Source organism: Mycobacterium heckeshornense (assembly GCF_016592155.1).
GTDB lineage: Bacteria > Actinomycetota > Actinomycetes > Mycobacteriales > Mycobacteriaceae > Mycobacterium > Mycobacterium heckeshornense.
In genome coordinates this window covers 1,047,334-1,074,138 of record NZ_AP024237.1, presented here as the reverse complement: position 1 = coordinate 1,074,138, position 26,805 = coordinate 1,047,334, and the positions used below count along the sequence as shown (strand labels likewise).

Annotated in this window: 23 protein-coding genes and 2 pseudogenes; 10 read left to right on the top strand and 15 right to left on the bottom strand. The window is 65.8% G+C overall.

What is annotated here, in order from left to right; all coding sequences use genetic code 11:
- Positions 1-3: 3 nt before the first annotated feature.
- The 6 genes from MHEC_RS05205 to MHEC_RS05180 form a co-directional block, all read right to left on the bottom strand.
- Positions 4-1,989 (bottom strand): vWA domain-containing protein, encoded by a 1,986-nt coding sequence (locus tag MHEC_RS05205; protein ID WP_048889966.1) that lies wholly within the window; start codon positions 1,987-1,989, stop codon positions 4-6.
- Positions 1,982-3,376 carry a sigma 54-interacting transcriptional regulator gene (locus tag MHEC_RS05200; protein ID WP_048889967.1) on the bottom strand — a complete coding sequence of 465 codons (1,395 nt, stop codon included), beginning with the start codon at positions 3,374-3,376 and terminating at the stop codon, positions 1,982-1,984. Before MHEC_RS05200 ends, MHEC_RS05205 begins: the two co-directional genes overlap by 8 nt.
- Positions 3,377-3,765: 389 nt before the next feature.
- Positions 3,766-5,352, bottom strand: a complete 1,587-nt coding sequence (purH, locus tag MHEC_RS05195; RefSeq protein WP_048889968.1) for a bifunctional phosphoribosylaminoimidazolecarboxamide formyltransferase/IMP cyclohydrolase — start codon at positions 5,350-5,352, stop codon at positions 3,766-3,768.
- Complete coding sequence (purN, locus tag MHEC_RS05190) at positions 5,349-5,978, bottom strand: phosphoribosylglycinamide formyltransferase (protein ID WP_048889969.1); 630 nt, start codon at positions 5,976-5,978, stop codon at positions 5,349-5,351. Before purN ends, purH begins: the two co-directional genes overlap by 4 nt.
- A gap of 124 nt (positions 5,979-6,102) precedes the next feature.
- The gene (locus tag MHEC_RS05185) at positions 6,103-7,416 is read right to left on the bottom strand and encodes a cell division protein PerM (RefSeq protein ID WP_048889970.1); all 1,314 of its coding nucleotides are present in this window, start codon (positions 7,414-7,416) and stop codon (positions 6,103-6,105) included.
- Between the two features lie 48 nt (positions 7,417-7,464).
- Positions 7,465-8,400: a DUF5336 domain-containing protein gene (locus MHEC_RS05180; RefSeq protein WP_048889971.1), complete on the bottom strand. Its 936-nt coding sequence runs from the start codon at positions 8,398-8,400 to the stop codon at positions 7,465-7,467.
- Positions 8,401-8,652: 252 nt separating this feature from the next.
- Between MHEC_RS05180 and MHEC_RS05175 the strand changes: the two genes are divergently transcribed.
- Positions 8,653-9,501, top strand: a complete 849-nt coding sequence (locus MHEC_RS05175) for an LLM class F420-dependent oxidoreductase (RefSeq protein WP_048890154.1) — start codon at positions 8,653-8,655, stop codon at positions 9,499-9,501.
- Positions 9,502-9,560: 59 nt separating this feature from the next.
- Here the strand turns inward: MHEC_RS05175 and MHEC_RS05170 are convergent, their stop codons facing one another.
- The 3 genes from MHEC_RS05170 to sucC form a co-directional block, all read right to left on the bottom strand.
- On the bottom strand, positions 9,561-11,087 hold the full coding sequence (locus tag MHEC_RS05170; RefSeq protein WP_048889972.1) for an acetyl-CoA acetyltransferase: 1,527 nt from the start codon (positions 11,085-11,087) through the stop codon (positions 9,561-9,563).
- A 53-nt stretch (positions 11,088-11,140) separates the two neighbouring features.
- Positions 11,141-12,055: a succinate--CoA ligase subunit alpha gene (gene sucD, locus MHEC_RS05165; protein WP_048889973.1), complete on the bottom strand. Its 915-nt coding sequence runs from the start codon at positions 12,053-12,055 to the stop codon at positions 11,141-11,143.
- A 67-nt stretch (positions 12,056-12,122) separates the two neighbouring features.
- Positions 12,123-13,286 carry an ADP-forming succinate--CoA ligase subunit beta gene (sucC, locus tag MHEC_RS05160; protein ID WP_048889974.1) on the bottom strand — a complete coding sequence of 388 codons (1,164 nt, stop codon included), beginning with the start codon at positions 13,284-13,286 and terminating at the stop codon, positions 12,123-12,125.
- A gap of 252 nt (positions 13,287-13,538) precedes the next feature.
- On the opposite strand from sucC, the gene MHEC_RS05155 reads away from it, so the two are divergent.
- Together MHEC_RS05155 and MHEC_RS23975 are read left to right on the top strand one after the other, a co-directional pair.
- The gene (locus tag MHEC_RS05155) at positions 13,539-14,606 is read left to right on the top strand and encodes a M23 family metallopeptidase (RefSeq protein ID WP_048889975.1); all 1,068 of its coding nucleotides are present in this window, start codon (positions 13,539-13,541) and stop codon (positions 14,604-14,606) included.
- Between the two features lie 296 nt (positions 14,607-14,902).
- On the top strand, positions 14,903-15,322 hold the full coding sequence (locus MHEC_RS23975; RefSeq protein WP_048889976.1) for a hypothetical protein: 420 nt from the start codon (positions 14,903-14,905) through the stop codon (positions 15,320-15,322).
- Positions 15,323-15,329: 7 nt separating this feature from the next.
- Here MHEC_RS23975 and pcrA read toward each other — a convergent pair whose 3' ends face one another.
- On the bottom strand, positions 15,330-17,654 hold the full coding sequence (gene pcrA, locus MHEC_RS05145) for a DNA helicase PcrA (protein ID WP_048890155.1): 2,325 nt from the start codon (positions 17,652-17,654) through the stop codon (positions 15,330-15,332).
- Between the two features lie 329 nt (positions 17,655-17,983).
- On the opposite strand from pcrA, the gene MHEC_RS05140 reads away from it, so the two are divergent.
- The 3 genes from MHEC_RS05140 (at position 17,984) to pgi (ending at position 20,905) form a co-directional block, all read left to right on the top strand.
- Positions 17,984-18,286, top strand: coding sequence for a chorismate mutase (locus tag MHEC_RS05140; protein ID WP_048889977.1), 303 nt, complete (start codon positions 17,984-17,986; stop codon positions 18,284-18,286).
- 132 nt (positions 18,287-18,418) lie between these two features.
- A complete protein-coding gene (locus tag MHEC_RS05135; protein WP_048890156.1) occupies positions 18,419-19,222 on the top strand; it encodes an SDR family oxidoreductase in 804 nt (267 codons plus the stop codon).
- Positions 19,223-19,240: 18 nt separating this feature from the next.
- On the top strand, positions 19,241-20,905 hold the full coding sequence (gene pgi / locus MHEC_RS05130; protein WP_048889978.1) for a glucose-6-phosphate isomerase: 1,665 nt from the start codon (positions 19,241-19,243) through the stop codon (positions 20,903-20,905).
- 72 nt (positions 20,906-20,977) lie between these two features.
- Here pgi and MHEC_RS05125 read toward each other — a convergent pair whose 3' ends face one another.
- From MHEC_RS05125 to MHEC_RS05115, 4 genes and pseudogenes are all read right to left on the bottom strand, one after another.
- Positions 20,978-21,727, bottom strand: coding sequence for an SDR family oxidoreductase (locus MHEC_RS05125; protein WP_048889979.1), 750 nt, complete (start codon positions 21,725-21,727; stop codon positions 20,978-20,980).
- A 13-nt stretch (positions 21,728-21,740) separates the two neighbouring features.
- Complete coding sequence (locus MHEC_RS23970) at positions 21,741-22,208, bottom strand: zinc finger domain-containing protein (RefSeq protein WP_235434735.1); 468 nt, start codon at positions 22,206-22,208, stop codon at positions 21,741-21,743.
- Between the two features lie 153 nt (positions 22,209-22,361).
- Positions 22,362-22,604 (bottom strand): annotated as a pseudogene (locus MHEC_RS23965) (DNA-formamidopyrimidine glycosylase family protein); the annotation flags it as partial.
- 15 nt (positions 22,605-22,619) lie between these two features.
- Complete coding sequence (locus tag MHEC_RS05115) at positions 22,620-23,021, bottom strand: phage holin family protein (protein ID WP_048889981.1); 402 nt, start codon at positions 23,019-23,021, stop codon at positions 22,620-22,622.
- A 72-nt stretch (positions 23,022-23,093) separates the two neighbouring features.
- Here MHEC_RS05115 and MHEC_RS24945 point away from each other — a divergent pair.
- Positions 23,094-23,210: pseudogene (locus MHEC_RS24945) on the top strand (hypothetical protein); the annotation flags it as partial.
- A gap of 188 nt (positions 23,211-23,398) precedes the next feature.
- Positions 23,399-23,629 carry a hypothetical protein gene (locus tag MHEC_RS23955; protein ID WP_053093964.1) on the top strand — a complete coding sequence of 77 codons (231 nt, stop codon included), beginning with the start codon at positions 23,399-23,401 and terminating at the stop codon, positions 23,627-23,629.
- On the opposite strand, the gene cobF is transcribed toward MHEC_RS23955, so the two are convergent.
- Positions 23,606-24,355 carry a precorrin-6A synthase (deacetylating) gene (gene cobF / locus MHEC_RS05105; RefSeq protein WP_048889982.1) on the bottom strand — a complete coding sequence of 250 codons (750 nt, stop codon included), beginning with the start codon at positions 24,353-24,355 and terminating at the stop codon, positions 23,606-23,608. The two genes, MHEC_RS23955 and cobF, sit on opposite strands and share 24 nt — an antisense overlap.
- Before the next feature lie 184 nt (positions 24,356-24,539).
- Between cobF and MHEC_RS05100 the strand changes: the two genes are divergently transcribed.
- Together MHEC_RS05100 and MHEC_RS05095 are read left to right on the top strand one after the other, a co-directional pair.
- Positions 24,540-25,442 carry an AurF N-oxygenase family protein gene (locus tag MHEC_RS05100; protein ID WP_048889983.1) on the top strand — a complete coding sequence of 301 codons (903 nt, stop codon included), beginning with the start codon at positions 24,540-24,542 and terminating at the stop codon, positions 25,440-25,442.
- Complete coding sequence (locus MHEC_RS05095; protein ID WP_082169586.1) at positions 25,439-26,731, top strand: DUF4873 domain-containing protein; 1,293 nt, start codon at positions 25,439-25,441, stop codon at positions 26,729-26,731. The genes MHEC_RS05100 and MHEC_RS05095 overlap by 4 nt, the downstream gene beginning before the upstream one ends.
- Positions 26,732-26,805 lie beyond the last annotated feature (74 nt).

Below are 26,805 nucleotides of genomic sequence, written 5' to 3'. Positions count from 1 at the left end.
GGGCTAGCGCCGCCGCCGCCGAGACCGCAGATAGTCACCGACCACCGCCGCGCCCAGCCCGTCGAGATCCGGCACCACGACACGGCCTTCAACCCGCCGCGCCACCTGGTCGATGAACCGCGCCAACCCGGGATCACTGCCCAGCCTGAAGATAGTCACCTGAGCGCCCAGTCGCGCCATGTCGTCAAATCCACGCACGGTGTGAGCAATGGTCCGTGGGTGCGGCGGATAGTCGAAAAACACTGCGGTGCCGTCACCGTCGAAATCTTCCAAATGTGCCGTCGGCTCACCATCGGTGACCACCAACACAACCGGCTGAGCATTGGGGTGCCGTCGCAGATGCCGGCCGGCCAACGCCAGCGCGTGATGCAAGTTGGTGCCCTGCTCATACACGCCTTCCAGGCCCATCAATTCGGCAGCCGTCACTGTCCGTGCATAGCGCCCAAATGCGATGATCTGCAATGCATCCGAGCGGAATCGAGTGCTGACCAGATGGCTGAGCGCCAGTGCGGTACGTTTCATCGGAATCCAGCGGTTCTCCATGACCATGGAGAACGAGGTGTCCACCAGCAACGCAACCGCCGCTTGGGTGCGTGTTTCGGTCTCCGAAACCTCCACGTCTTCAACGGTTATCCGGATCGGCCATTGGGCCGTCGCGGTTCCGGCTTGCCGCAGTACCGCATTGGTGAGCGTCCGGGTGACATTCCACGGCTCGGTGTCGCCGAACTGCCAAGGCCGGGTAGCACCCGTCAGCTCGCCGGCCGCGCCGGCACGTTGATGATCGCGCTCGCCACGTCGTCCGGAAAGCTGTTGGGCCACATCACGTAACGCAGTCTCACCGAGCCGGCGCATCGCCTTCGGAGATAGCCGCCACTGGCCGTCGGAACCGCGGTCGAAAAATCCCTGGTTGAGCAGCGCGCGCTCCAGCTCGGCGAGTGTTTGAGCGTCGACAGCGGCTTGGTCGCCGAGCTGACGGGCCAGCGCATCGAGGTCGACATCGTCCATGGTGGCGCCCGGATAGCTCTGCGACAGCTGCTCAGCCAGTTGCTCGAGCTCCGCGATATCCGCGAGGGCCTGGGTCCCCTCGCCCATACCCAGCGGATTGTCGCCGGAGAATTCCGCACTGCCGTACCAGTCCTCGCCCGGACGCGCCGCCTGCAGGTGAGCATCCAGCCGCTCCAACGCCTGCATCAGGGCTGGTGATCCAAAAGCCTGCTGCGCCAAGGCATCTAGCTCAGCACGTTGCTCCGGCGTCAAACTGTTGCGGAAACGCTGCGCGGCGGCTGCCCGCTTGGCCAGTGAATCCAACAGTTCTTCGACATTACGGGGGTTCTCCGGGAAGAACTCGCCGTGCTTTTTCATGAAGTCGTCGAAGTCTTGCTGGGTGTCTTGTCCCCTGGCATGCTTGTCCAGCAGCTCGTTGAGGGCGTCGAGCATCTCGGTGACACGCCGGCGATCCTCGTCAGTGGCGCCCTCAAGCGCCTGCTTTATGCCGGCGAAGCGCTGGTCGAGCAATTCGCGCCCAAGCAAATCCCTGATCTGCTCGTATTTCGCGCGGGCCTCGCCGCTGCGCCAGTTGTAGTCCGAGAGCTCCTGTATGGCCTTCGCCGGCGACGGCGACAACGCATCCAGCTGGAGTTCACCGAACCGGGCGTCGTCGTCGAGCGCGCGCGCCAACTCCTTGCGCTCCGCCAGCACTGCCTCGTCAAGCAGCTTTTTGATTTCTTGAAGGGTCCCATCTAAGTTATTGCGCCGCAACAACTCCCGTCGACGCCGGTTCGCCTCAGCCGCCAGCCGGTCGGCCCCGGGCATATTCCTTGTTCCTCGCCTGAGCAATTCGGACAGTGCCCGCCGCGGCGAGCTGCCCGCCATGACGTCCTGTCCGATCTGCTCAAGCGCCTCACGCAGGTCCACCGGCGGAGCCAGCGGGTCGGGCCCGCCGGTGTACGCCGAGTACCGAGTTGAGTGGCCCCCCGCGGGTTTAGCCATAAACGGTTTCGCCTTCTGTGGACACCTTGTCGATGCGCTTGGCCAAATACAGTGCTTCCAGCGCCAATTCCAGCGCGGCTGCCCGCTCGCCCTCGGATTCTGCGCCCAGCCGCTTGGCGATCGCGTCGACGACGGGCAAGTCGGGCAGCGCGGCCAGCACATTCTTGGCCGAAACCCGCTCGCCGGTCGTCACCGCCGAACCGGCCTCCACGGCGGCGACCAACGGTCCGACGTCGATCCCGCCCAGCACTTTGGCCGCGGTGTCGGCGGTGGCACGGCGCAGCAGGTGCTCGAGCACCGCCTGCTCACGGCCCTCTTCGCCGGATTCGAATTCCAGCTTGCCGCGCAGCACGTCGATGATCGTGCCCAGGTCGACCACTCGGGCCACCGGATCGGTCTCCCCGAGCACCGCGCCGCGATGCCGCGCGGCGGCCGCGACGGTCTCCGCGGCGGCGATCGCGAACCGCGCCGACACTCCCGACCGCTGGTCGATCGACTTAGACTCCCGCAGGTAGCGGGCGAACCGCGCGATGACCTGGATCAGATGATCGGGCACCCGCGCGCTCAGATGTGCTTCTTGGATGACGACACCCATCTCCGCTTCCAGCTCGAGCGGGTAGTGGGTCCGGATCTCGGCGCCGAAGCGGTCTTTGAGTGGAGTGATGATGCGCCCGCGGTTGGTGTAGTCCTCGGGGTTGGCGCTGGCCACGACCAGCACGTCCAACGGTAGCCGCAGCGTGTACCCGCGGACCTGGATGTCGCGCTCCTCCATGACGTTGAGCATGGACACCTGGATACGCTCGGCCAGGTCGGGCAGCTCATTGACCGCCACGATTCCGCGGTGCGCCCGCGGTATCAGGCCGTAGGCGATGGTCTCCGGATCACCCAGGGTGCGACCCTCAGCAACCTTGATCGGGTCGACGTCGCCGACCAGGTCAGCAACGCTGGTGTCGGGGGTGGCCAGCTTTTCTGTGTAGCGCTCGCTTCGGTGCTTCCACGCGACCGGCAACTCGTCACCGAGCTCGGCAGCCCGACGAATCGACTCGGGGGTGATCGGCGAGTAGGGATGTTCGCCGAGCTCGGCCCCGGCGATCACCGGTATCCATTCGTCGAGCAGGCCCACCAGGGCCCGCAGGAGCCGGGTCTTGCCTTGCCCGCGTTCTCCGAGCAGCACGATGTCATGGCCGGCGATCAGCGCCCGTTCGAGCTGGGGCAACACGGTGCCGTCAAAGCCGACGATGCCGGGCCAGATGGCTTCACCATCTGCGCCCTCGGCAAGGCGCGCCAACAGATTCTCCCGGATTTCCTGTTTGACACCACGTTCGCGATGCCCGGCGGCACGCAATTGGCCGACGGTGCGGGGCAGATCGGTGGGTAAAGTCACCACTCCACGCTACGACGGCCCGCGTTCGGCGTCACAGTGTCCCGGGTTACTGATGATCCCGCCTGATGGTGACGCGCGGGCCACTAGCCCGCGCGCGCCGGCTTCCTAGGCGGCTCTGCTCGGCCCGAACGCTACCCGATACCTTCGGTACTACCAACGTGCCGGTTAGCGTGGTCGGCCTGCGACCGTCTGCACCGCAGGTTGGTATCGAGACGCCGTGTCCGATGGCCGTGAGGCAAACCGCTATTTCGCGTCGCGGGGTTTGCGCCGGATCTTTATTGTCCGGGGAGGAGATTGAGCAGGCGATTTCGTGCACGCTGACCAGTTTGTCGACTGGCCGGTTACGGCTTTTCGCGGCTTCCGCGCGTCATCAGTGGCCACTCGACGGTGCACTAGTGCGAGAAATGCCGTGCGCCGGTGAGATAAAGCGTCAGCCCGGCCTTGGCCGCGGCAGCGGTCACCTCGTCGTCGCGTACCGAGCCACCGGGATGCACGATCGCGGTAACCCCCGCCGCCGCCAACGTCTCGAGCCCGTCGGGGAACGGGAAGAACGCGTCGGAGGCCGCGACCGCTCCGCGCACCCGCGCGCCCCCGCGTTCGACGGCCAACCGCGCTGCGTCGACGCGGTTTACTTGGCCCATGCCCACGCCAATCGTGGCACCGTCGGCGGCGATCACGATCGCGTTGGATTTCACCGCGCGGCAGGCCCGCCACGCGAAAAGCAAGTCCGCCATAGTATCTGGGCCGGCCGCTGAGCCGGCGGCTAGCGTCCAGTTCTCCGGGTTGTCGCCGGGCGCATCGAGGCGGTCGCGTTGCTGGATCAGCAGCCCGCCGCTGACCTGGCGCAGTTCGGTCCCGCCGCGCAGCGGCTCAGGGGCGACCAGTATGCGGATGTTCTTCTTCCGTGCCAGCACATCGACCGCGCCGGGCGCATAGCCGGGTGCCACGATGACTTCGGTGAAGATGGTGTTCACATACTCGGCCATCTCGACGCTGACCTCGGTGTTGGCAGCGATCACCCCGCCGAACGCGCTGAGTGGATCGCAGTCGTGCGCCTTGCGGTGAGCGTCTGCAACCGAGACCGACGAGATCGCGATTCCGCACGGGTTGGCGTGCTTGATAATCGCCACGCATATCTGGTCATGGTCGAACGCGGCCCGCCAGGCAGCATCAGCGTCAGTGAAGTTGTTGTAGGACATCTCTTTTCCGTGCAGCTGCTCGGCCTGCGCCAGCCCGGGCCACGCGCTGGTATCGCGGTAGAGCGCGGCCTCTTGGTGCGGGTTTTCGCCGTAGCGCAGCAGCGCAGAACGTCGCCACGTTCTGGCGAACCACTCCGGGAAGGTGACGCGCGGCTGCTCGGGTGCGAGCACTGTCTGCATCCAACTCGCGACGGCGATGTCATACTCCGCGGTATGCCGAAACGCCAGTGCCGCCAACTGCTTCCGTTCAGAAAGCGTGAACCCTCCGTTGCCGACCGCAGCCAGCACACCGTCATACCCGGACGGGTCGACGACCACCGCCACACTGGGATAATTCTTGGCGCCAGCACGGATCATCGACGGTCCGCCGATGTCGACCTGCTCGACGCAGTCGTCGATTCCGGCACCGGAGTCCACGGTCTCGGTGAACGGGTACAGATTGACTACCAGCAGTTCGAACGCCGCGATGCCCAGCTGCTGCAGCGCCGCCGCGTGCTGGGGTTTCCTCAGGTCGGCCAATAGTCCGGCATGCACGCGGGGGTGCAGGGTCTTGACCCGGCCGTCGAGCACTTCGGGGAAACCGGTCACCTCTTCTACCGGTGTAACTGGAATACCTTGATCAGCAATGGTTTTCGCTGTTGAACCGGTAGAGACAATTTCGATGTCGGCTTGATGCAGACCGCGGGCAAGCTCGACCAGCCCGGTCTTGTCGTAGACACTGATCAAGGCGCGGCGGATCGGCCGCCTCGCTGAGCCCTGCCCCTCGTCGTGGTTGCTCATCCTATGGTTGCCTTTCGTCCGGTCCAGGTGACGCCACTGGTTACCACCGCGGCCACCACGTCCACCAATAGCCGCCGTTCCGCTACCTTGATGCGCTCGTGCAAGGTCTCTTCGTCGTCGCCGTCGAGGACCGGGACGGCCTGTTGCGCCAGTATCGGTCCGGTGTCCGTGCCGGCGTCGATCAAATGGACCGTACAGCCGGTGACCTTCACTCCGTAGGCCAGCGCGTCGGCCACGGCGTGCGCACCCGGGAACGCGGGCAGCAACGCCGGATGGCTGTTGACGATCCGCCCCGAGTAACGCGAAAGGAACTGTGGGCCAAGGATTTTCATGAATCCAGCGGAAACGATCAGGTCTGGGGAATGTGCCGCGGCGGCAGCGGTGAGAGCGGCATCCCAGGCCTCACGGCCAGAGTAGTCGGCCAACCGGACGATAAAGGTGGGCAGCGATGCGGCCTTGGCGATTTCGACGGCCCGACAGTCACGGTCGGCGCCAACCGCGACCACCCGTGCCGGGTATTCCCCGGCGGCCGCCTCCAGCAGGGAAGCGAGCAGCGTACCGGTACCCGAGGCCAGCACCACCAGCCGTGCCGGTGCGCTCGGGGGCACGTGGAGCGGTTGCTGCACACGGCGAGCCTAGTCCGGTGACGATACGTGCCGCGGGCGGCACGAGGAGGAACCGGACACCCGAACATCAGCCGGTGACGATACGTGCCGCAGGCGGCACGAGGAGGAACCGGACACCCGAACATCAATCTGAATCGTTCGGCGGCTGCTCAGCTGTCGTAGTGCCGGTGTCGTCGTGCGCCTCATCGGCGGGCGTTGGCCCGGCTTCATCGGCGGTGTCGGCGACGGCGTCGTCGCGGTCCGGTTGGGCGCGCGCAAGTGTCTCGGCGGCGACTTCCTCTGCGGGCCGGGACTTCGGCCTTGCGGGATCGCGCTTGATCCCGTTGGCCATCCCCACGGTGATCGCGCCGACGACCGAGAACCACAGGAATACCGCGATCCCGAAGGTTCCCTGGTCCACGCCGACGCCGCCGAAGTTGCCCAGCTCTCCGCCCGCGGCGTAACCGAGCAGCGCCATCGTCAGCGCCGCGAAAACCGCCGCCGACAGCAGCTTGCCCATCGCGGGAACCAGCGACAACGGGTGTCGCGCACATTGCTGTCCCACCGCCACCCCCGACGAGGCGCCAACGATCAGCAATCCGACCCACACCGGGTCGAGCGGCGGTGACGGGGCAGCGGCCAAGACCGGCAGGGACGGGATGTCACCGCCGAAGACGGTGAACGCACTAAACGTCGCGAACCCCACATGGGCGCTGGACCCCACCGCGACCGCGGCGGTGCCGACGATGACGTTCGGCACATACAGCACCGACAGTAAGGTGAGACTGAATTGGCCGAATACCGAGTCGGTGATCGCGTAAAGCTCATGCATCCTCGCCCAGTGCACAACCAGCGATCCCGCCGTCACCAGCCCAGACAGTCCGAACAGCGCCAACACCCCCGCCGCTGCTGCGCGCAGCGAACCACCTAGCCACACGGGCAACGCCGAGGCCGCCAACAGCCGGGGCCCGACGTGCGATCCCACTCCGATGGCGGCACCGATCGCGTGCACCGCCAGCACGCTGGCAAATGCACGCAACGCATTGGGGGTTTGGAGCTCGGTGATCACCGAGGCGGCATCGTGAATGACAGCCAGCGAGATCGCCGCACACAGCAACGGCCCACCCAGTGCTGAGGCCACGATCCAACGGATGACAAACCAGGACGCCGCCGGAGGTGTGGCCAGTGCGGTGGTGCGCGCTGTCGCCCACACCATCAGCAGCACTGGGAGCAGTGGCATCACCCCCAGCTGGCGCCCGCCGATGGAAATCGGCACATCGTGGACGCCGAGCCACATGCTGGCAATGGCGCCCAGCGCGCCGGTCATGTCGCTGTTGGCGATCAGCAGCTGCAGCAGCGTAACCGCGGCGATGACAACCAGCGCCACCAGTGCCGGTCCGAACGCCACCCGCAGAAGCTCGCGCGCCTGGTGTGGGCTCGCCGCCCGACTGTTTTGCACCTGTGTCAGTGTTCGCGCAGCTGGCTGGCTAGGCGCAAAATCGCCTGCCTAGGACGGCGGTGGGCCTGATGGCGAAGAGGGCGACTGCGGCTGCTGGCCCTGGCCTTGAGCCTGACCCTGCTGCTGGCCCGGGCCGGGTCCCCCCTGATTTCCGGAGCTGCCCTGGCTGTGGTTTTGCGCACTCTGGCCGGACCCGGACGACGGCGGTTGGCCAAAGCTGGGGAATCCGGTCGGCGGGGTGGGGGGACCTTGCTGCGAAGACTGCGGTGGACCCGTCTGCGCGCCCTGCTGGTGACCGACCGCACCGAATCCGCCGGTGGACGGGCCCGAATAACCGCCGTACTGGGACCCGTAGCCGGAAGGCTGCGGGGACGGCTGCTGGCCATGATGCTGAAACGGCGGATGTTGCTGCCCACCGGGCTGGCTGTAATATCCGCCGGGCTGGGTGCCGTACTGGCCATACTGCGCGTACTGGTCGTACCTGGGCCGCGGCGCTGGCGGGGTGACGACGCCAGCGTCCAGCAGAAGCGCTCCAACTGCCACAATCGCCTGCGCCACGGTGCAAGCCAGCACAAACCACAGCGCCCAGCCGATCGAGAAGCCGCTAGGTTTGCTGAGCGTCTGAGAGATCGTCAGCAGGGCGCCCAGCACCGCCACCGCCCCGACGACGGCCGTGTAGTTCTTGGCCTTAGGCAGCAGACCCACCGCCGCCAACAGCGCCGCCAGCAAGGCCGCTACGATCGCCAAGCCGCCGCCACCACCTGACAGATCGCTTCCAGACGGTCCTAGGTCGGCGCTGATGGTGAACATGGGACCGAAACTCGCCAGGTACGCCGCCAGGCCGAGCGCCACCACCGCGATGGTCAGATACAGCTGGAGCTTACCGGCGCTGTCGTCGGATTTGGCGAACGACGGTGCGGAGCCGCCGTAGGAACCGGGGGACTGCGCGGGTGGATATCCGGGGCTACCGGGCGAGTACGTCATGGCTTCTCCTGTGCATCAGTGCCGTTAGGGCGCCACTGTGTTGCGACGCTGTATTCCCCAGGCGCCGCTTCCGCGCGACGCTACGTGGACCGCTCCATGAACGCCGTGACTTGTCAGGGCAGGCGTTGCGACGCGATTCGACCATCCACGCTAGCGCACCTGGCGGTGGGGGTGTCGCGGCGACCGGCGTGTCTTCGCACCGTGCATCGGTGCCGCTTGCTCGCGGTGGGTGAACACGTTCTAATTCTCGGCATGGATTACGGGCTTGTGCTTTTCACCAGCGACCGTGGCATCACCCCGGCGGCGGCCGCCCGCCTTGCCGAAGACCACGGCTTTGACACCTTCTACGTACCCGAGCACACGCATATTCCGGTCAAGCGGCAGGCCGCGCATCCAACCACCGGCGACGCGTCGCTTCCCGACGACCGGTACATGCGCACCCTGGATCCATGGGTGAGCCTGGGTACGGCGTGTGCAGTCACCTCCCGGGTGCGCCTGGCCACCGCGGTGGCACTGCCCGTCGAGCACGACCCGATCACGTTGGCGAAATCCATCGCCACCCTCGACCATCTGTCGGGTGGCCGGGTAAGCCTCGGCGTCGGATTCGGTTGGAACACTGACGAACTCGCCGACCACGGCGTCCCATCCGGGCGCAGGCGCACAATGCTGCGAGAGTACATCGAGGCGATGAGAGCGTTGTGGACCCAAGAAGAAGCCGCCTACGAGGGCGAATTCGTCCAGTTTGGACCCAGCTGGGCTTGGCCCAAACCGGTCCAGCAGCACATCCCGGTATTGGTGGGCGCCGCGGGCACCGAGAAGAACTTCAAATGGATTGCCCGCAGCGCCGACGGCTGGATCACCACTCCCCGCGACGTCGACATCGACGAGCCGGTCAAGCTATTGCACGACGTTTGGGCGAGCGCCGGACGCCAGGGCGCACCGCGGATTGTGGCCCTGGATTTCAAGCCGGTGCCTGAAAAGCTGGCGCACTGGGCTGAATTGGGCGTCACCGAAGTGCTTTTCGGGTTGCCCGACCGATCCGAGCAGGAAGTGGCCGCCTACATCGAACGCTTGGCCGGCAAGCTCGCCGCAGCCGTCTAGCGCGAGTAGGCGCGCAGCACCGGATGCGCCGACGGAAAAGGGCCTTTGCGGGTGTTCGCCTAGAGCCGACAGCGGTTGCCGTACTCCAACGAGCGCACTGAAATCGGTTGTCCCAGAGGGTCGCCATCGGTGAGCAACGCGATCAAACCCTCGTCTTCGGTGGTCGCCAGAAACCTGGTCTCATCGGCGTCGAGCCGTCCGACGATGATCCCCGTCAGCCGCCCGTTGTCCCGACGGACCGTGTAGGTCTCGACGACACCGCCACCGTCGGGATGTTCGGTCACCGCCACCTTAGGCCATGCGTCGATCTCCGCCTGCAGCTGCGCACTGCGGTCCGGCTTCCACTCCACCGGCGTGGTGGAGTACACCCCGACCGAGTACTTGCTCATGATCCCGCCGTTGGCACCGACAAGACCGAATTGCCCTGGCGCACTTCGCATCCGCACAACTGTCTCGGCCACACCGTGCATCGAATAGTTGTTGCCGGCACCCCCGAAAAACGGCAGCCCACCGGTGAGGGTCAGCCCTCTCGGATCGTCCGGCGCGATGCCCATGCCGTCGCAGATGTTGAACACCGCGACCGGGAAACAACTGTACAGGTCGAAGGTGGCCACGTCGTCGATGCCGATACCGGCCACTCTCAGCGCCTCGCGCACCGCCAGCACCGCCGACGGCGCGTGTCCCAGGTCGGGGCGGTCCAGCAGACTCTGCTCCGCCAGATCGGCGTACCCGTGCAGATATACCCAGTTCTCCTGTGGCACACCCAGCCGCTGCGCGGCTCCCACCGACATCAGCAGTGCGGCCGCCCCCTGGTTCACCTGGTCTCGCGCAACCAGCAGCCGTGGGTAGGGCTCGGCAATCATCCGGTTGCTTTCGGTGACGGTGATCAGCTCCTCGACACTACGTTCGACCGGCGCAGCCGCGAACGGATTGCCCGCGGCCACCTTGGTAAACGGCGCGAACAGCTCGCCCATCGAGCGCAAATACTCGGCCGGGCCCAGACCCGTCCCGGCCCGCCGGGCATTTTCCAGCAGCGCGTATTGCGTTGGGGCATCGACCAAGCCGTGGATGACCGTGTAGCGACTGATAAGCCCTTCCAGCCCATGGCCGCGGTCTTCGAGCGAGCCCTCGACCGTCTCGGAAAAGTCCGGCCGGTTGTCCGATCCGGCGAAATAGCGGGTGGTCGAGGTGGCATCGGAGCCGAAGATCAGCGTAACTTCGCTACGCCCCCTGGCGATTTCGCCGGCAAGCTCGTTGATCAGGTGCTGCGGACCCTGACCACCGACGATCTCCAAGATGGCGCGGCCGGGATCGGCGTCGATACGCCGCGCCACCGACCGCGGATAGTTGTTGGACTTGCCCAAAACCGCTTGCGCCGGCCCGGAAATCTCGAATTGCCGCACGCCGGCCACGGTGTCGATCGCCGCGGCCACCTTGGCGGCGTCGGCGCCGCAGTCCTCGAGCGCGGCACGCGCCGCGGCAGTTGCCAGCTCGACCGCCGACATCGCGCGGTAGTACGGATCGTCGATCCGCTCAGCGGCCTGCCCTACGCCGACGACGACGGGCGTGTGCGGATCCAGCCTCAACGGCGCCGTTCCTCCTCCTCATCGCTTCGCTCTGCATCGTCGCCGGCAGGGGGTCACAGGCTCTGCAGGATCTTGCGGGCCAGCGCCGCGGTCTCCGACGGGGTCTTGCCCACTTTGACGCCGGCTGCCTCGAGCGCGTCCTTCTTGGCGGCGGCAGTGCCCGACGAGCCGGACACGATCGCCCCGGCATGACCCATGGTTTTTCCTTCGGGCGCGGTGAACCCGGCGACGTAGCCGATGACCGGCTTGGAGACGTTGGCCTTGATGTAGTCGGCCGCGCGTTCCTCGGCGTCGCCGCCGATCTCGCCGATCATCACGATGATCTTGGTTTCCGGGTCCTTCTCGAACGCTTCGATGGCGTCGATGTGGGTGGTGCCGATCACCGGGTCGCCGCCGATGCCGATCGAGGTGGAAAAGCCCAGATCGCGCAGTTCGTACATCATCTGGTAGGTCAGCGTGCCGGACTTGGACACCAGACCGATCGGGCCGGGTCCGGTGATATTGGCCGGGGTGATGCCGACCAGCGACTGGCCGGGGCTGATGATGCCGGGACAGTTCGGGCCGATGATGCGGATAAGCGGACCCTGTGCTCCACCTTTTTCGACGTTGTAGGCCCACGCATAGGCGGTGTCCTGCACCGGGATTCCCTCGGTGATGACGACCAGCAGCGGGATTTCGGCGTCGATCGCCTCGATAATGGCGTCTTTGGCGAACCTCGGCGGCACGAAGATGATCGACACGTCGGCACCGGTCTCCTTCATCGCCTCCGCGACACTGCCGAAAACCGGTAAATCGACGCCCTTGCCGTCTTTGTTCGTATGGGTGACGGTGGTGCCGGCCTTGCGGGCGTTGACGCCGCCGACGATCTGGGTGCCCGCCTTCAGCATCCGAGCGGTGTGGATGGTGGCCTCGCTGCCGGTGATGCCCTGGACGATGACCTTGTTGTCCTTGGTCAAAAAGATTGCCATTTGTTACAAGTCCTTCCTCTAGTGGCGACCGGCTGCACCCGGCTTCGCCGCGCTTGCGATCGCCACGTCAGGCGCTCGCCAACTCGGCGGCCTTGTCGGCGGCCTCGTCCATGGTGGGTACCAACGTGACCAGCGGGTGGTTGGCTTCGGCCAGGATGCGCCGGCCCTCGTCGACGTTGTTGCCGTCCAGCCGGACAACCAGCGGCTTGGTGGCCGCGTCGCCGAGCATCCGCAGCGCCGTGACGATGCCGGTCGCGACCGCGTCACACGCGGTGATGCCGCCGAACACGTTGACGAACACGCTCTTGACCTGCTGGTCGCCCAGGACCACGTCAAGGCCGGCGGCCATCACCTCGGCGGACGCGCCGCCACCGATGTCGAGGAAGTTCGCCGGTTTGACCCCGCCGTGTTTTTCCCCGGCGTAGGCCACGACGTCAAGGGTCGACATCACCAAACCAGCGCCGTTGCCGATGATGCCGACCTGCCCGTCAAGCTTGACGTAGTTGAGGTTGTTCTCCTTGGCTTTCAGCTCGAGTGGATCGGTGGCATCACGGTCCTCGAACTCGACGTGACCCGGCTGGCGGAAGGCCGCATTGGCGTCGAGGGTGATCTTGGCGTCCAGCGCCAGGATCTGATTGTCGGGGGTGCGCACCAACGGGTTGACCTCGACGAGGGTGGCGTCTTCGGCGACGAACAGCTCCCAGAGCTTGTGAATCGTGACCGCCGCGGCGTCAAGCACCTCGCTCGGCAGATGACCCTGCTCGGCGATGGACCGGGCAAACTCCAGGTCGACACCGTTGACTGCGCTAACCGGAACCTTTGCCAGCCGCTCGGGTTTGGTGGCGGCGACCTCTTCGATCTCCATGCCGCCCTCCACCGAGCACATCGCCAGGTAGGTGCGGTTGGCGCGGTCAAGCAGGAAGGAGATGTAGTACTCCTCAGCGATGTCGCTGGCCTCGGAGACCAGCAATTTCTTCACGATGTGGCCCTTGATATCCAGGCCGAGGATGTTGTTGGCATGGCGGTAGGCGTCCTCGGGGGTGGCGGCGTACTTCACGCCGCCAGCCTTGCCGCGTCCGCCCGTCTTGACCTGCGCTTTGACCATCACCGGACGACCGATCTCCTCGGCGATCGCCTTGGCGTCATCGGCGCTGTCGGTCACCCGCCCCGGGGTGGTGGGCACGTTGTGTTTGGCGAATAACTCCTTCGCCTGATACTCGAAAAGATCCATTGGCTCACTGTCTGTGTCGGCCGATACCTCGTCGGGCTGTGGTAGCGCACCACGCCTGCGGGGAACTGTATCGACACGGCCGAAGCGCTCTGACGCCGCATCCGCCGATGTGGTGCAGGTCACCGCGCGCATCGAGTGATTCAGATCACAATCCCGGCCGGATTTTCGGCATCGGTTGCCACTTATGTCCGAAAGTGGTTAACGTCTCAGGGTCCAGATAACGCTTTGGTTACGACCCGAGGACTTTCCAGGTTGACCCAGCATCGTTTTGCCCGGTCTCCTGCAGCCGGAGCCCCTCGTGGATCCACTGACCGCTGGCCAGACCTCGACTCCAACGAGGTCACCGACATCATCCCTTTCAACGAGTTCGGCAGCCTCGACGATCTGGACTTCAGCGACAACTCCACCTTCGACAGCGAGGTGCAGGTCCTGCGGGCACCCGAACTGGACGACCTGCATGACACCGACAATCTGACCCCGCTGTGGCTGGCCGCTCCCGGCGAGCCTGATCCCGGCATGGAGCGCAGCGCAGACGACCCCTATCCGCACCTCGTGACCGACGGGCTTGACGAGCCCGACGACGAGGCGGACACCACCGCCATCCCGTGGCGACGTGGCCAGCATCGCAAGCCGACGAGCAGTGCGGTGCGCGGCCGCGTCCTGATCACGGCGATGGCGGCGGGCGCCGCGGCCGCGGCGGCGCATTCGGCAACCCACCCGTCCAACGCCGCCAAGACCGAGACGGTGCTGGCCGCCGACGCGTCACCCATCAACGGCGGGGCGACGACTGCGTCGGCGCGCGGGATGCAGATGATCACCGTAAAGCCGGCCGCCAACATCGCCGTGCACAACGAGGAGCTCGCCAAAGGAGTCGCCTTCGCCCAGGAGCGCGCCCAACGCGAGGCCCGGCTCCAGCAGCCACTGTTTGTCATGCCGACCAAAGGCATCTTCACGTCCAGCTTCGGATACCGCTGGGGGGTGCTGCACGCCGGCATCGACATCGCCAACTCGATCGGCACCCCGATCCTGGCGGTGTCCGACGGTGTGGTCATCGACGCCGGCCCGACCGCCGGCTACGGGATGTGGGTCAAGCTGCGCCACGCCGACGGAACCGTCACGCTCTACGGTCACGTCAACAGCACGCTGGTCAGCGTCGGCCAGCGCGTGCTGGCGGGCGATCAGATCGCCACCATGGGCAACCGCGGCAATTCCACCGGCCCGCATCTGCATTTCGAGGTGCTTCTCGGCGGCACCACACGCGTCGACCCGGTGCCATGGCTGGCCCAGCGGGGCCTCAGCGTCGGCAATTACGCGGGCTGACCGAGCGGCCAGGCCGAGCCCGGCAGCCGGCGGGACCTGGCCCGGGCCGCGGTGGTGGGTTGAGCATTGGCACTTCTGGATAACCTGGATAGCGACTCACCGACCGACGGCAGAAAGGCTTTGAGACGACAGCATCCGCCGACGACAACGCCTCAGCCGGGTCCGCAGCGTCATCGCAGCAAGACGAACCGCGAACCCGCATTATCCGGCGTGCACCGACCACGCCGCTGCCTCCGATCACCCAGCAGTTCCAGACCACCCAGATCCCGCGGCGGCCGGCCCCCTTGGAGGGTGCGGTGCACCCGGCTCGGCCCGGCGGCTACGGCGCGGTCGGTGCTGACAGCTCGCAAGCCAGCGCCGCCACAGCCGTCGCCGCCTCCGCCGTCAGCTTCGTCTCCGGCTGGGCCACGGCGGTGGTTGCCACCGACCTGATTGCCGGCTGGTGGCGAACCGACCGTCTGTTTTGCGTTGCGGTGGGATTTTTGGCGTTGGTATTCGCCCTGGCCACGGTCGCGGGCGTGATTCTGCTGTTGCAGCGCCGCAGCCTGGGCCGCTACCTCATTGTGGCCGGGGCGGTGGTGGCGTTGCTGACCTATGGGGGCATCTTCATCGCGGGTGCCCGGGTCGCCTGGATCGTGCACACGCTTCCGGTGTTGCCGGTGGCCAGCGCGGTGCTCGCACTGCACCCGCAAACCAGGCGCTGGCTCATCGATTAGAACACCGCTACAGCTTGGTCAGCGGGGCGTGGTTGTGCATCAGCTTGACCCGGCCGGAACTGCCGAAATCGATCAGTGACATCGCCGATTCGCCGGCCCCGGAGACTTCCTCCACCCGGCCCAGCCCGTACTTGTCGTGCGAAACCCTGTCGCCCGGTTGAAGCACCAACAGTGGGCGCCTGCCGGCCGCCGAGCGAGCCGGCGACGGGCGGGGGGCGCCGAATCGACCGGCGCCGGTCACCGGGGCGCTGACCGACGGCGCCGGCTCGCTGCGCCGCCAGTCGATGAGTTCTGGCGGGATTTCCCGCAAAAACCGCGATTCCGGATTCAGCACCGGCTGGCCCCACGACGAGCGGACCTTGGCGCGGCTCACATAGAGTCGTTGGCGGGCCCGGGTGATGCCGACGTAAGCCAGCCGGCGTTCCTCGGAGAGCTCGCGCGGATCGTCCAGCGCGCGCATGTGCGGGAACATCCCGTCCTCCCAACCCGTCACGAACACCACCGGGAACTCCAAGCCCTTCGCGGTGTGCAGGGTCATCAGGGTGACAACACCTGAATTCTGCTCGGGGATCTCGTCGGCCTCGGCTACCAGCGACACCCGCTCAAGGAACTCCGCCAGCACACCGGTGTGGGGCACGTCTTCGTCTTCGGGAGTGTGTAAAGACTCTTCGAACGTGGCGGCGTTGGCCCGGTCAATGCTGAATTCGTGTGCGACACTTACAAGTTCGTTGAGGTTGTCAAGTCTTGCCAAATCCTGTGGATCACTGGAGGACTCGAGTTCGGCGCGATACCCCGTCCTATCTAGCACGACCTCCACCAGCTCACCGAGGTCGTCATCGAGACGACCCCGCAGATCGTCGAGCAGCTCGACGAACCCCGAGATCGCTTTGGCCGAGCGGGAGTTCAACATCGGAACCTTGCCCTCGGCCGCGGCGACCAGCGCGTCGGCAAAGCTGACGCCGGTGTTCTCGGCGTACACCGCTACACAGGCCTCGGCCCGATCACCGATGCCGCGCCGCGGGGTGTTGAGGATGCGCCGAAGACTGACCGCGTCTCCCGGGTTATCCAGAACCCGCAGGTAAGCGACGATGTCGCGGATCTCTTTGCGCTCGTAAAACCGCACTCCCCCAACGACCTTGTAGGGGATGCCAGCGCGGATGAACACTTCTTCCAAAGACCGCGATGAGTTGTTCGTGCGGTAGAAGACGGCCACATCCTGATAGGTGATCTCGCCACGCTCGACGAGCGTGTCGATCTCCTCGGCGACAAACCTCGCCTCATCGTGCTCGTTGTCGGCGACGTAGCCGACGATCAGTTCGCCGGCTCCGGCATCGGTCCACAGGCGTTTGTCGCGCCGCCCGGAGTTGCGTGCGATGACCGAGTTGGCCGCAGACAGAATGTTTTGGGTGGAGCGGTAATTCTGTTCCAGCAGAATCGTTGTGGCGTCCGGGTAGTCGCGTTCGAAGTCTTCGATGTTGCGGATGGTGGCACCGCGGAACGCGTAGATCGACTGGTCGGCGTCACCGACCACACATAACTCACCGGGCGGGACTTCGTCTTCCACATCACGACCGACCAATTCCCGCACCAGGACATACTGGGCGTGGTTGGTGTCCTGGTACTCGTCGACCAGAATGTGCCGGAACCGGCGCCGGTAATGCTGGGCGATCTGCGGAAACGTCTGCAATACCCAAACGGTCTCTGAAATCAAATCATCGAAGTCCAGCGCATTGGCCGCGCGCAGCCGCCGCTGATATTCGGCGTATACAGCGGCGACCGTACGGGCGAGCTCGTCGGCGCCGTCGGACACGCTCGCCGCTGCTTTTTCGGTGTCGATCAGCTCGTTCTTCAGGTGGGAGATGCGGTTGGCCAGCAGACGCGGCGAGTACCGCTTGATGTCGAGGCCCATATCCCTGCCGACCATCTGCAGCAGGCGTCGGGAATCGTCGGCGTCATAGATCGAAAAGTTGGAATTCAAGCCCGCAATGAGCGAGGCATGATTGCGCAAGATCCGCACGCACATCGAGTGAAACGTCGACACCCACATTGATCGCGCGCGCGGTCCGACGAGCTGCACCACGCGGTCGCGCATCTCGGCGGCCGCCTTGTTGGTGAAAGTGATCGCCAGTATCTGCCCGGCGCCGACGTCGCGCGCGGCCATCAGGTAGGCGATGCGGCGGGTCAGTACCGCCGTCTTGCCCGAGCCTGCGCCGGCGACGATCAGCAGCGGCGACCCCTCGTGCAAAACGGCCTGGCGCTGCTGCGGGTTGAGCCCGTCGAGGAGTTGTTCTGCTTCAGACGCGGGCTTGGCATCGGTCACATGCACGCTCAATATGCGCGGCTCCTCCTCATCGCTATTCTCCACATCGTCGCCGGCGCGCGATATGCGTCGCTCCTCCTCATCGCTATTGTCCGCATCGTCGCCGGCACGCATGTCGACCCAAACTTACCGCCGTTCGCCGACAGTTTTTGCGCTGGCGCGACCGTTAGTGGCACACTCGATCCGTGCTCAGACCGCAGCTTCGTAGACGTTGGTTGACCCAAGAGTCGCGTCGCCGATTTCTCTACGGGTACCGGCCAGCGGTGCCTGTGGCTTAGCTGCCTTCCAGAGCCCCGCGGTTCGCGTCCGGGGCTCGTCTGTTGTGTGAGGCCCGATACCGGATGAAACCAAGACCCCCACACAACCCGAATGCGGAGACCAAACCCATGGAAACCGAACAACTTCCCGACATCGATGAGCTGCGGTGCGAAATCGACCGGCTCGACGCCGAGATCCTCGCCGCAGTCAAACGCCGCACCGAGATATCCCGCGAGATCGGCAAGCTGCGGATGGCCTCCGGCGGCACCCGGCTGGTGCACAGCCGTGAAATGAAGGTCATCGAGCGCTATAGCGAGCTTGGTCCCGACGGCAAAGATCTGGCCATGCTGCTGCTTCGGATGGGCCGCGGTCGCCTCGGGCACTAGCCGCGAGTAGCAGGCGGGCTGACGCATGAGAACAGCCGGTATTGCCCGGTTGTGTCGGTCGATGATCCCCAGGCTAGGGACCGTGCCGCCCGCCGGCGGACACAACGGCGGGTCCACCTGAGCAGCCGCATCGTGGCCGAGCTGATCCTGGTGACCGGTGGCACCGGAACGGTCGGGCGCGTCGTCAGCGAACGCCTTCTCGACGCCGGAGCGCAGGTACGCGTTCTTAGCCGGGGTTTGCGTTCGATCGGCCGCACACCCCATGTGGTGGGCGATGTCCGTACCGGCGAAGGACTCGCCGAGGCAATACGGGGCGTCGACACGATCGTGCACTGCGTCGATCCGGCCCACCATGTCGTCGATGCTGCGCTTGCGGCCGGAAAGCCGCATGTGGTTTTCATTTCGATCGTCGGGGTCGACCGAGTACCGCTCGGCTATTACCGGCGCAAGCTCGCCGACGAGCAGCTGATCATGGACTCTGGGTTGCCATGGACGGTACTGCGCGCCACTCAATTTCACGACTTGATCGCTGCTGCGCTGCGGATGCTGGCCACACCGCCGATTCTCATGGTCCCGGCGGGGTGGCGAGTGCAGCCGATCGACGTTCGAGAGGTAGGTGCACGCCTGGCCGAACTCGCGTTAGACGGTCCCGCCGGACGGGTCGCCGATATGGGCGGACCCGAGGTGCTACCGATTGCCGAGCTGGCACGGCGGTATCTGGCAGCAGTGGGCAAACGACGACCGGTGGTGTCGCTACCGCTGCCCGGTCGCATCTCTCGCGGCTACCGGAGCGGCGGCAACCTAACACCCGAGCATGCGGTGGGCACCATACCGTTCGAGCGCTATCTCGATGAGCAGCTGGCCGCGGGCCGATGGCCCTACAGCGAAGCCATTCGCTCCTATCTGCGGCTCCCGCGACGCTTCCGGTCGCCCTAAGCGCACTAGGGTCGAACCATGACCTCCGTCCAACAGATTCCTGACATCTCCGCCACCAGCGCGTGGCACGCTCTGCGCAGGCATCACGACGAGATCAAAGACACCCACCTGCGCCAGCTGTTCGCCGACGACCCTGACCGCGGCCGCGATTTCACGGTCACGGTCGGCGACCTCTACATCGACTACAGCAAACACCGCGTGACCCGCGAGACGCTCAGGCTGCTGGTCGAGCTGGCGCGCGCGGCGCGCCTTGAGCAGCGCCGCGACGACATGTTCGCCGGCAAGCACATCAACACCTCGGAAAACCGAGCGGTGCTGCACACCGCGCTGCGCCTGCCGCGCGATGCCGAGCTGATCGTCGACGGCCAAAACGTCGTCGAGGACGTGCACGCGGTGCTGGACGCGATGGGTGATTTCACCGACCGGCTGCGCAGCGGCGAGTGGACCGGCGCCACCGGCAAACGTATCGAATGCGTGGTCAACATCGGCATCGGCGGCTCGGACCTCGGTCCGGTGATGGTGTATCAGGCACTGCGCCACTACGCCGACGCCGGCATCTCGGCGCGTTTCGTGTCCAACGTAGACCCCGCGGACCTGACCGCGAAGCTAGCCGACTTAGACCCCGCCACAACGCTTTTCATTGTTTCGTCGAAAACGTTTTCCACGCTGGAAACGCTCACCAATGCCACCGCCGCGCGGCGGTGGCTGACCGAAGCACTCGGCGACGCCGCGGTGGCCAAGCATTTCGTGGCGGTCTCGACGAACAAGAAGCTGGTCGAGGAGTTCGGCATCGACACCGCCAACATGTTTGGATTCTGGGACTGGGTCGGCGGGCGGTATTCGGTCGACTCCGCGATCGGGATTTCGGTAATGGCCGCCGTGGGCCGAGAACGGTTCGCCGACTTTCTGTCCGGTTTCCACATCGTTGACCAGCATTTCAAGAGCGCACCGCTGCAGTCCAACGCGCCGGCTTTGCTGGGGCTCATCGGATTGTGGTACTCCAATTTCTTTGGCGCACAGTCGCGGGCCGTGCTGCCGTATTCAAACGACATGGCGCGGTTCCCCGCCTACCTGCAGCAGCTGACCATGGAATCCAACGGCAAGTCGGTCCGCGCGGACGGCTCGCCGGTCACCACCGATACCGGTGAAATCTATTGGGGTGAGCCGGGAACCAACGGCCAGCATGCATTCTACCAGCTGCTCCATCAGGGCACACGGCTGGTACCGGCCGATTTCATCGGTTTTTCCCAACCGCTCGACGACCTGCCGGACGCCGATGGCACGGGCAGCATGCATGATCTGTTGATGAGCAACTTCTTCGCCCAGACCCAGGTGCTGGCCTTCGGCAAGACCGCCGAGGAGATCGCCGCCGAAGGCACACCCCCAGATGTGGTGCCGCACAAGGTAATGCCTGGCAACCGGCCCACCACGTCGATCCTGGCGACCCGGTTGACCCCGTCGGTGTTGGGACAGCTGATCGCGCTCTACGAGCACCAGGTGTTCACCGAGGGCGTGGTGTGGGGCATCGACTCGTTCGACCAGTGGGGTGTCGAACTGGGCAAGACGCAGGCCAAGGCGCTGCTGCCGGTGATCAGCGGTGACGCGCCACCGGACCGGCAGTCGGATAGCTCGACCGACGCGCTGGTGCGCCGCTACCGCCTGGAGCGCGGCCGGGCCGGCTAGCGCTGCGCCCAGCGTGCACTCATGGCGAAATCCTGCCCGGAAATTCGCCGTGGTTACACGTTCGGCGAAACCTCAGGCGAAGTACTTGGTCAGCCGGGGCGGCAGCACCCGCATCAGCTGCACCATCGGCGCCCACGGCCACCACGGCACCGCGGCCCGGCCCGGTTCGCGCTCGATGGCATTGACCAGAGCCCGCACACCGGTTTCGTTGTCCACCATGAACAACGTCGACTCCGATTTGGCAGTCATCTCCGACTCGATGTAGCCGGGCTCGATCACCGACACCTTGATCGCGGCACCCGGGTATTCGGCGCGCAGCGATTCCCCCAGCGAGCGGATGCCGGCTTTGCTGGCGGCGTAGGCGGCCTTGACGCCGGGCACTCCTTTGGCCCCGAGCACCGACGAGATGAGCACCAGATGCCCGGAGCCGGCCTGCTTGAACATCTCCAGAGCGGTTTCGATCTGAACCAGGGCCGCCACCAGGTTGGTCTGGATAGTCGCCTTGTTGGCCCACAGCTTGCCCGTGCCCAGCGGCGCTCCCTTGCCGATACCGGCGTTGACGATGATCCGGTCGAGGCCGCCGAGCGTCTCGGAAAGCTCGGCGAACACTTTCGGCACCTGCTCGTGGTCATTGACGTCGAGCGCGGCGACGGCCACCGTGATATTCGGATGTTGTTGCATCAACTCGGTTTTCAGCTCGTCGAGCCGGTCGGTGCGACGGGCGCACAGCGCCAGGTCGCGGCCTTTGAGGGCGAACTGTCGCGCCATCCCGGCGCCCAGACCGGAGCTGGCACCGGTGATGAGGATCTTCTGGCGGGTCACCCGGGAAGCATAGCTACTTCAGCAGTCGCGACATCCGTCGGTCGGCCAACACCTTGCCGCCGGTCTGGCAGGTCGGACAGTACTGAAACGACTTGTCGGCGAACGAGACCTCGCGCACGGTGTCCCCGCATACCGGGCACGGCAAACCAGTACGGGCGTGCACTCGCAATCCGGAGCGCTTTTCGCCCTTGAGCGTGGCGGCCTGTTGACCGACCGAACGAGCGACGGCGTCGCCCAGCACCGACACCATCGCGTCGTGCAGCGTGGCTACCTGCTCACGTGAGAGTTTCGCGGCCGTGGCGAACGGCGAGATCTGTGCGGCGTGCAGGATTTCGTCGCTGTAGGCATTGCCGATACCGGCGATGACCTTCTGATCGGTCAGCACCGTCTTGATCCGGCCGCTCTGTCCGGCCAGCAGACCGGCCAGATCGTCAGGGCTGATCTCGAGCGCATCGGGGCCCAGCGCCGCGATGCCCGGCACCTGGCCGGGATCGTCGACCACCCACACCGCCAGCCGCTTTTGGGTACCGGCCTCGGTGAGGTCGAAGCCGGGTGCCTGACCGGGCACGCCCAGGTGGACACGCAGCGCTATCGGTCCCTTGCCCGGGCGCAACGGCGCGGCGGGCAGACCGTCTGACCAGCGCAGCCAGCCCGCCCGCGACAGGTGGGCGATCAAAAACAGATTCTCGACCCGCAAACCCAGATATTTGCCCCACCGCTCGGCTCCGGCGACGGCCCGGCCATGCAGCGCTGTGATGGGCGGATCAACGGTCTTGAGCACCGAAAACGCCGCGACGTCGACCCGGCCGATCGTCGAATCGACCGCGTGCCGGCGCAGATGGTCCGCCAGCGCTTCGATTTCGGGAAGTTCGGGCATCTGTCCAGTGTGCCGTCATCCGCGCGTGGCGCGGCTGACGTCGCGCACCGCCAGCGACAGCACCCAGCTCACGATCGACAACACGATCGCCGCCCAGATTGCGGTCCACCAGAAATGGTCGATGTGCAACCCCCAGTGCGTGGTGTGGCGGGTGATCCACGCCGTGATCCAGAGCATGAACGCGTTGACGACGATGTGAAACAGGCCCAGCGTGACGATGTAGAGCGGGATCGACAGGATCTGCACGATCGGTTTGATGAATGCGTTGACCAGCCCGAAGATCACCGCCACGACAAAGATGATGCCGACCCGTTGCAGTCGGGTGTCTCCGCCGACGAAGCTCATCCCGGGCACGATCAAGGTGACTACCCACAGCGCGAAACCGGTCAGTGCCGCGCGCAGAACAAACAGCCCCATGGGTTAGATCCTGCCACGCAGCAGCCCGGTGAGGTTAGCTGCCGAGCGACGGGCCCGGGGAAGAACCGACACATGAAGGCGGCAGCTATCGGCCCGTGCGCCCGCAGCCTCGGCTTTGCGCTCAAAACCCACGTCGAAATGGCTCGGTCCCAAGGTGTTTCCGTCGCCTCGATCCGCGAAGCCGTGCGCCACCTTGCGCCGTATGTCGGATACCCGACCGCGGCTGAGGCACTCATTGCGCTCGCTGAGATCGATGACACCGGCGCGCCCGATCCGCAGCACGGTGACCGTCTTGAGGTGGACGCGACGACACTGCACCAAATCGACGGCCTGGACGCCCAATTCGCCGGCTTCGTCCAGCGGCAGTACACCGACAGGTGGGGGCGACCGGATCTGACGGTCCGCGAGCGGCACTGTGCACCATCGCCACCGACGTTCTCAACGGGACACTGGACGAGTCGTTTGCCTTGCACGTCGATTCGGCACTGGGTCACGGCGCCGGCATGGCACAGGTCCGCGCGGTGCTTGTGCTGGTCGCCGAATTCGGTATCGCCAAGGCGTGGCAGGCCTACCGCGCGCTTGAATCACTCGGCGGCGGCGCGCACTAGATAGGTGTCCATGATCCAGCCGTGCCGGGCGCGGGCCTTGGCGCGCAGCGCCGCGATCCGCTCCCCCACCTCGGCAACGGTGCCGGAAAGCAGTAGCTCGTCGTCGGTGCCCAGATAGGCGCCCCACCAAATCCGGGTATCGGGCGGGCAGACCCGAAACGAGCAGTCGGCGTCGAGCATGACCACCGCCGAGCCGGACAACCCGTGGGCACGCAGCTGCCGGCCAGTGGTGATCAACACCGGTTCACCGACGTCGTTGAGCGGAATGCGGTGCCGCGCCGTCAGTGCCTGCACGGCGGTGATGCCCGGGATCACGTCATAGCTGATGTCGGTTTCGGCGGCCACCGCCGCGAGGATGCGCAGGGTGCTGTCATACAGCGACGGGTCGCCCCAGGCCAAAAATGCCCCCACCTCTCCCGGGGCGAGCTCGGTGGCGATCGCGCTGGCCCACACCCGTGCCCGTGCCGCATGCCAGTCGCACACCGCCTCCCGGTAGCGGGCGTCCTTGGCCCGCGGCGGGTCAGGCAACTCGACGAAGCGGTAACCCGGCTCGCGGATGAACCGCGCGCAGATCTCACGACGCAAGGCCACCAGATCGCGCTTTGCCTCACCCTTGTCCATCGCGAAGAAGACCTGGGTGTCGTTGAGCGCCTCGATGGCTTGGACCGTCAGGTATCCGGGGTCTCCGGCCCCGATGCCGATGACGTGGATATGCCGACTGGCCATTTGCGAGCACAGCTTAATGCGGGTGGGGCCTACCCGAGCCGGCCAACCCGGCGCCTGCAAGTAGGCGAGACCTGAAGTACCCGATACCAAAGGTATTGACATTTTGCGTCGGTGGTTTCTACCGTCGAGACATCCCGGCAACGACGATGCGATGCACAGTCGAGCGATGAGGAGAAGCGGCACCATGACCACTTCGGTGAAGCCAAGCGCACCTGGTCGCGAAGAGTTCTCCCAGCGCCTGCTGAAGGGGTCGGTGAAGAAGTCCTACGCGCCGGTCGTCGACATCGACTGGGACGCCCCGCTCGACCCGGACAAGTTCTACTTGCCGCCCAAGACCGTGTCGCTATACGGCACACCGTTGTGGGATCAGATGACACGCGCGCAGCGCATCGAACTGTCCCGCCAGGAATTCGTCAACACGCTCTCGGCGGGAATCTGGTTCGAGAACATCCTCAACCAGGCCCTGCTGCGCAGGCTCATGCATGAGGACCCGACGGCGTCCGAGTCGCACTATGCGTTGACCGAACTCGGTGACGAAACCCGGCATATGGTGATGTTCGGCAAGGCCATCGAGCGGGTCGGGGCCAGGCCGGTGCGTCCGCGGCTGTATCACCGGATCGTCATCAACGCCCTGCCGCTGGTGTTCCGCGGTGCGATGCTGTGGGTGGCCGCGCTGATCGGCGAGGAGATCTTCGACGCGCTGCAACGGCAGATGATGGACGACCCTGAGCTACAGCCAATGGTCCAGCGGCTGATGCGGATTCACGTGACCGAAGAGGCTCGTCACATCCAGTTCGCGCGCGACGGCCTGCGTAAGCGGGTGGCCGAAATGCCCAGGCTCAACAAATGGTTCATGGCCAACGTCAACGGGCTCGGTGGCCTGTTTTTCCGCTACCTATTCACCAATCCGATCCCCTACGCTCGTGCCGGTTTGAACGTGCGCCAGGCGCGTCGGACCGCGCTTCACAGCGCACACCGTCACGAGACCCAGCGAGCCGGCTTTGCCCCGCTGGCGGCGTTTTTGACCGAGGTGGGCCTGATGGGCGCGATCGCCCGCCGGCTGTGGACCCGCAGCGGATTTCTGTGACGACGACGGCCCCTACCGCCGAGCTGCGTCACGACGTGGTCATCGTCGGTGCCGGTGCAGCCGGCCTGTGCGCTGCCACCAACCTGTTGCAGGCGGGCTTCACCGACTTCACCATCCCGGAGAGGGCCCATGAAATCGCGTGCCCGCCCAAGTTGCGTGAGCACCTGAAATCGGGCCGGCAGGTGATCAGTTCGGTATTCGACGACGACACCAACACCTGGGCGCTGCAGACCCACGACGGCGAGGTCTACCGCGGCCGGATCGTCCTGGCCCCAGCCGGCTCGCTGCTAGTCCCATGGATTCCGAACTTGCCTGGGCGACACGACTTCCGGGGCGTGTCGTTTCACTCGGCGGCCTGCGACCGCGATTTCGACCCGACCGACAAGCGCATCGCGGTCGTCGGCACCGACACCACCGCGGCCCGCTGCATCGACCGTCTGGTCGCGCTGGCGGACTCAGTCGAGGTGTTCCCCTATCCGCCGCGCCGGCCGATCCCGGTCCTGCGCGGGCCCGCCGTGCGCGCCCAACGCTGGTTGCGCCGCCATGCGTGGCCAGGGCGGCAAGCTAAGCCGCAGCGGCGGGCCCAGCTGGTACGCCACCCCATCGGCGCCGTGACCGCCTCGGGCGTCCGAACCCGTGACGGAAACGACCACGACGTCGACGCGATCATCTACGGCACCGGTTTTCGCATCGCCGACCACGTTCGCGACGACTCGCTGGTCGGCACTCGCGGAATCACGATCCGGCAGGCCTGGCAAGCCGGCATGGAGCCTTACCGTGGTGTGGCCGTGCACGGCTTCCCCAACTATTTCCTGATCAGCGGGCCCGATTACCAAGCACAGGCGCGCTACATCATCGGGTGCCTGCGGTTGATGGCTCGCCGGGACAGCGCCCGCATCGAGGTGCGCCGCAGCAGCCAGCAGGTGTTCAACGAGCGGGTCCATCTGCGGCGTCCGGCGCGGCAGCGGGTGGCGTCGGCATTTGACCTGTTGTCGAGTCCAGGCCTGAACGAGCACGCTTACGACGGCCCGGCCACCCTCAGGATCGCCGACACCGACCGGCGGGTGCGGGTCCGGCTGACCGGACATGTCAACCCGATCGACGGCAAATTCCATTGGCAAGGGACCCTTTTCGACAACTTACCCGCGGATCTTCTACAGCGGACCAGGACGGTCACGCTGGCTGTCGGTGAGCGCAGCGCGCCCGCGCGCATCGTCGAAGAGACGCCGCAGCAAACCCACACCATTGTCGGCGTGGGCATGCCGCCGTTCGCTACCGCAGCCCGCTGATGCGAGGTCTGCGCTAGCCCATGAACCAGGGGGTTGGCACCTGCGCGGGGCATCTCGACGTCTCGCCACTTTCG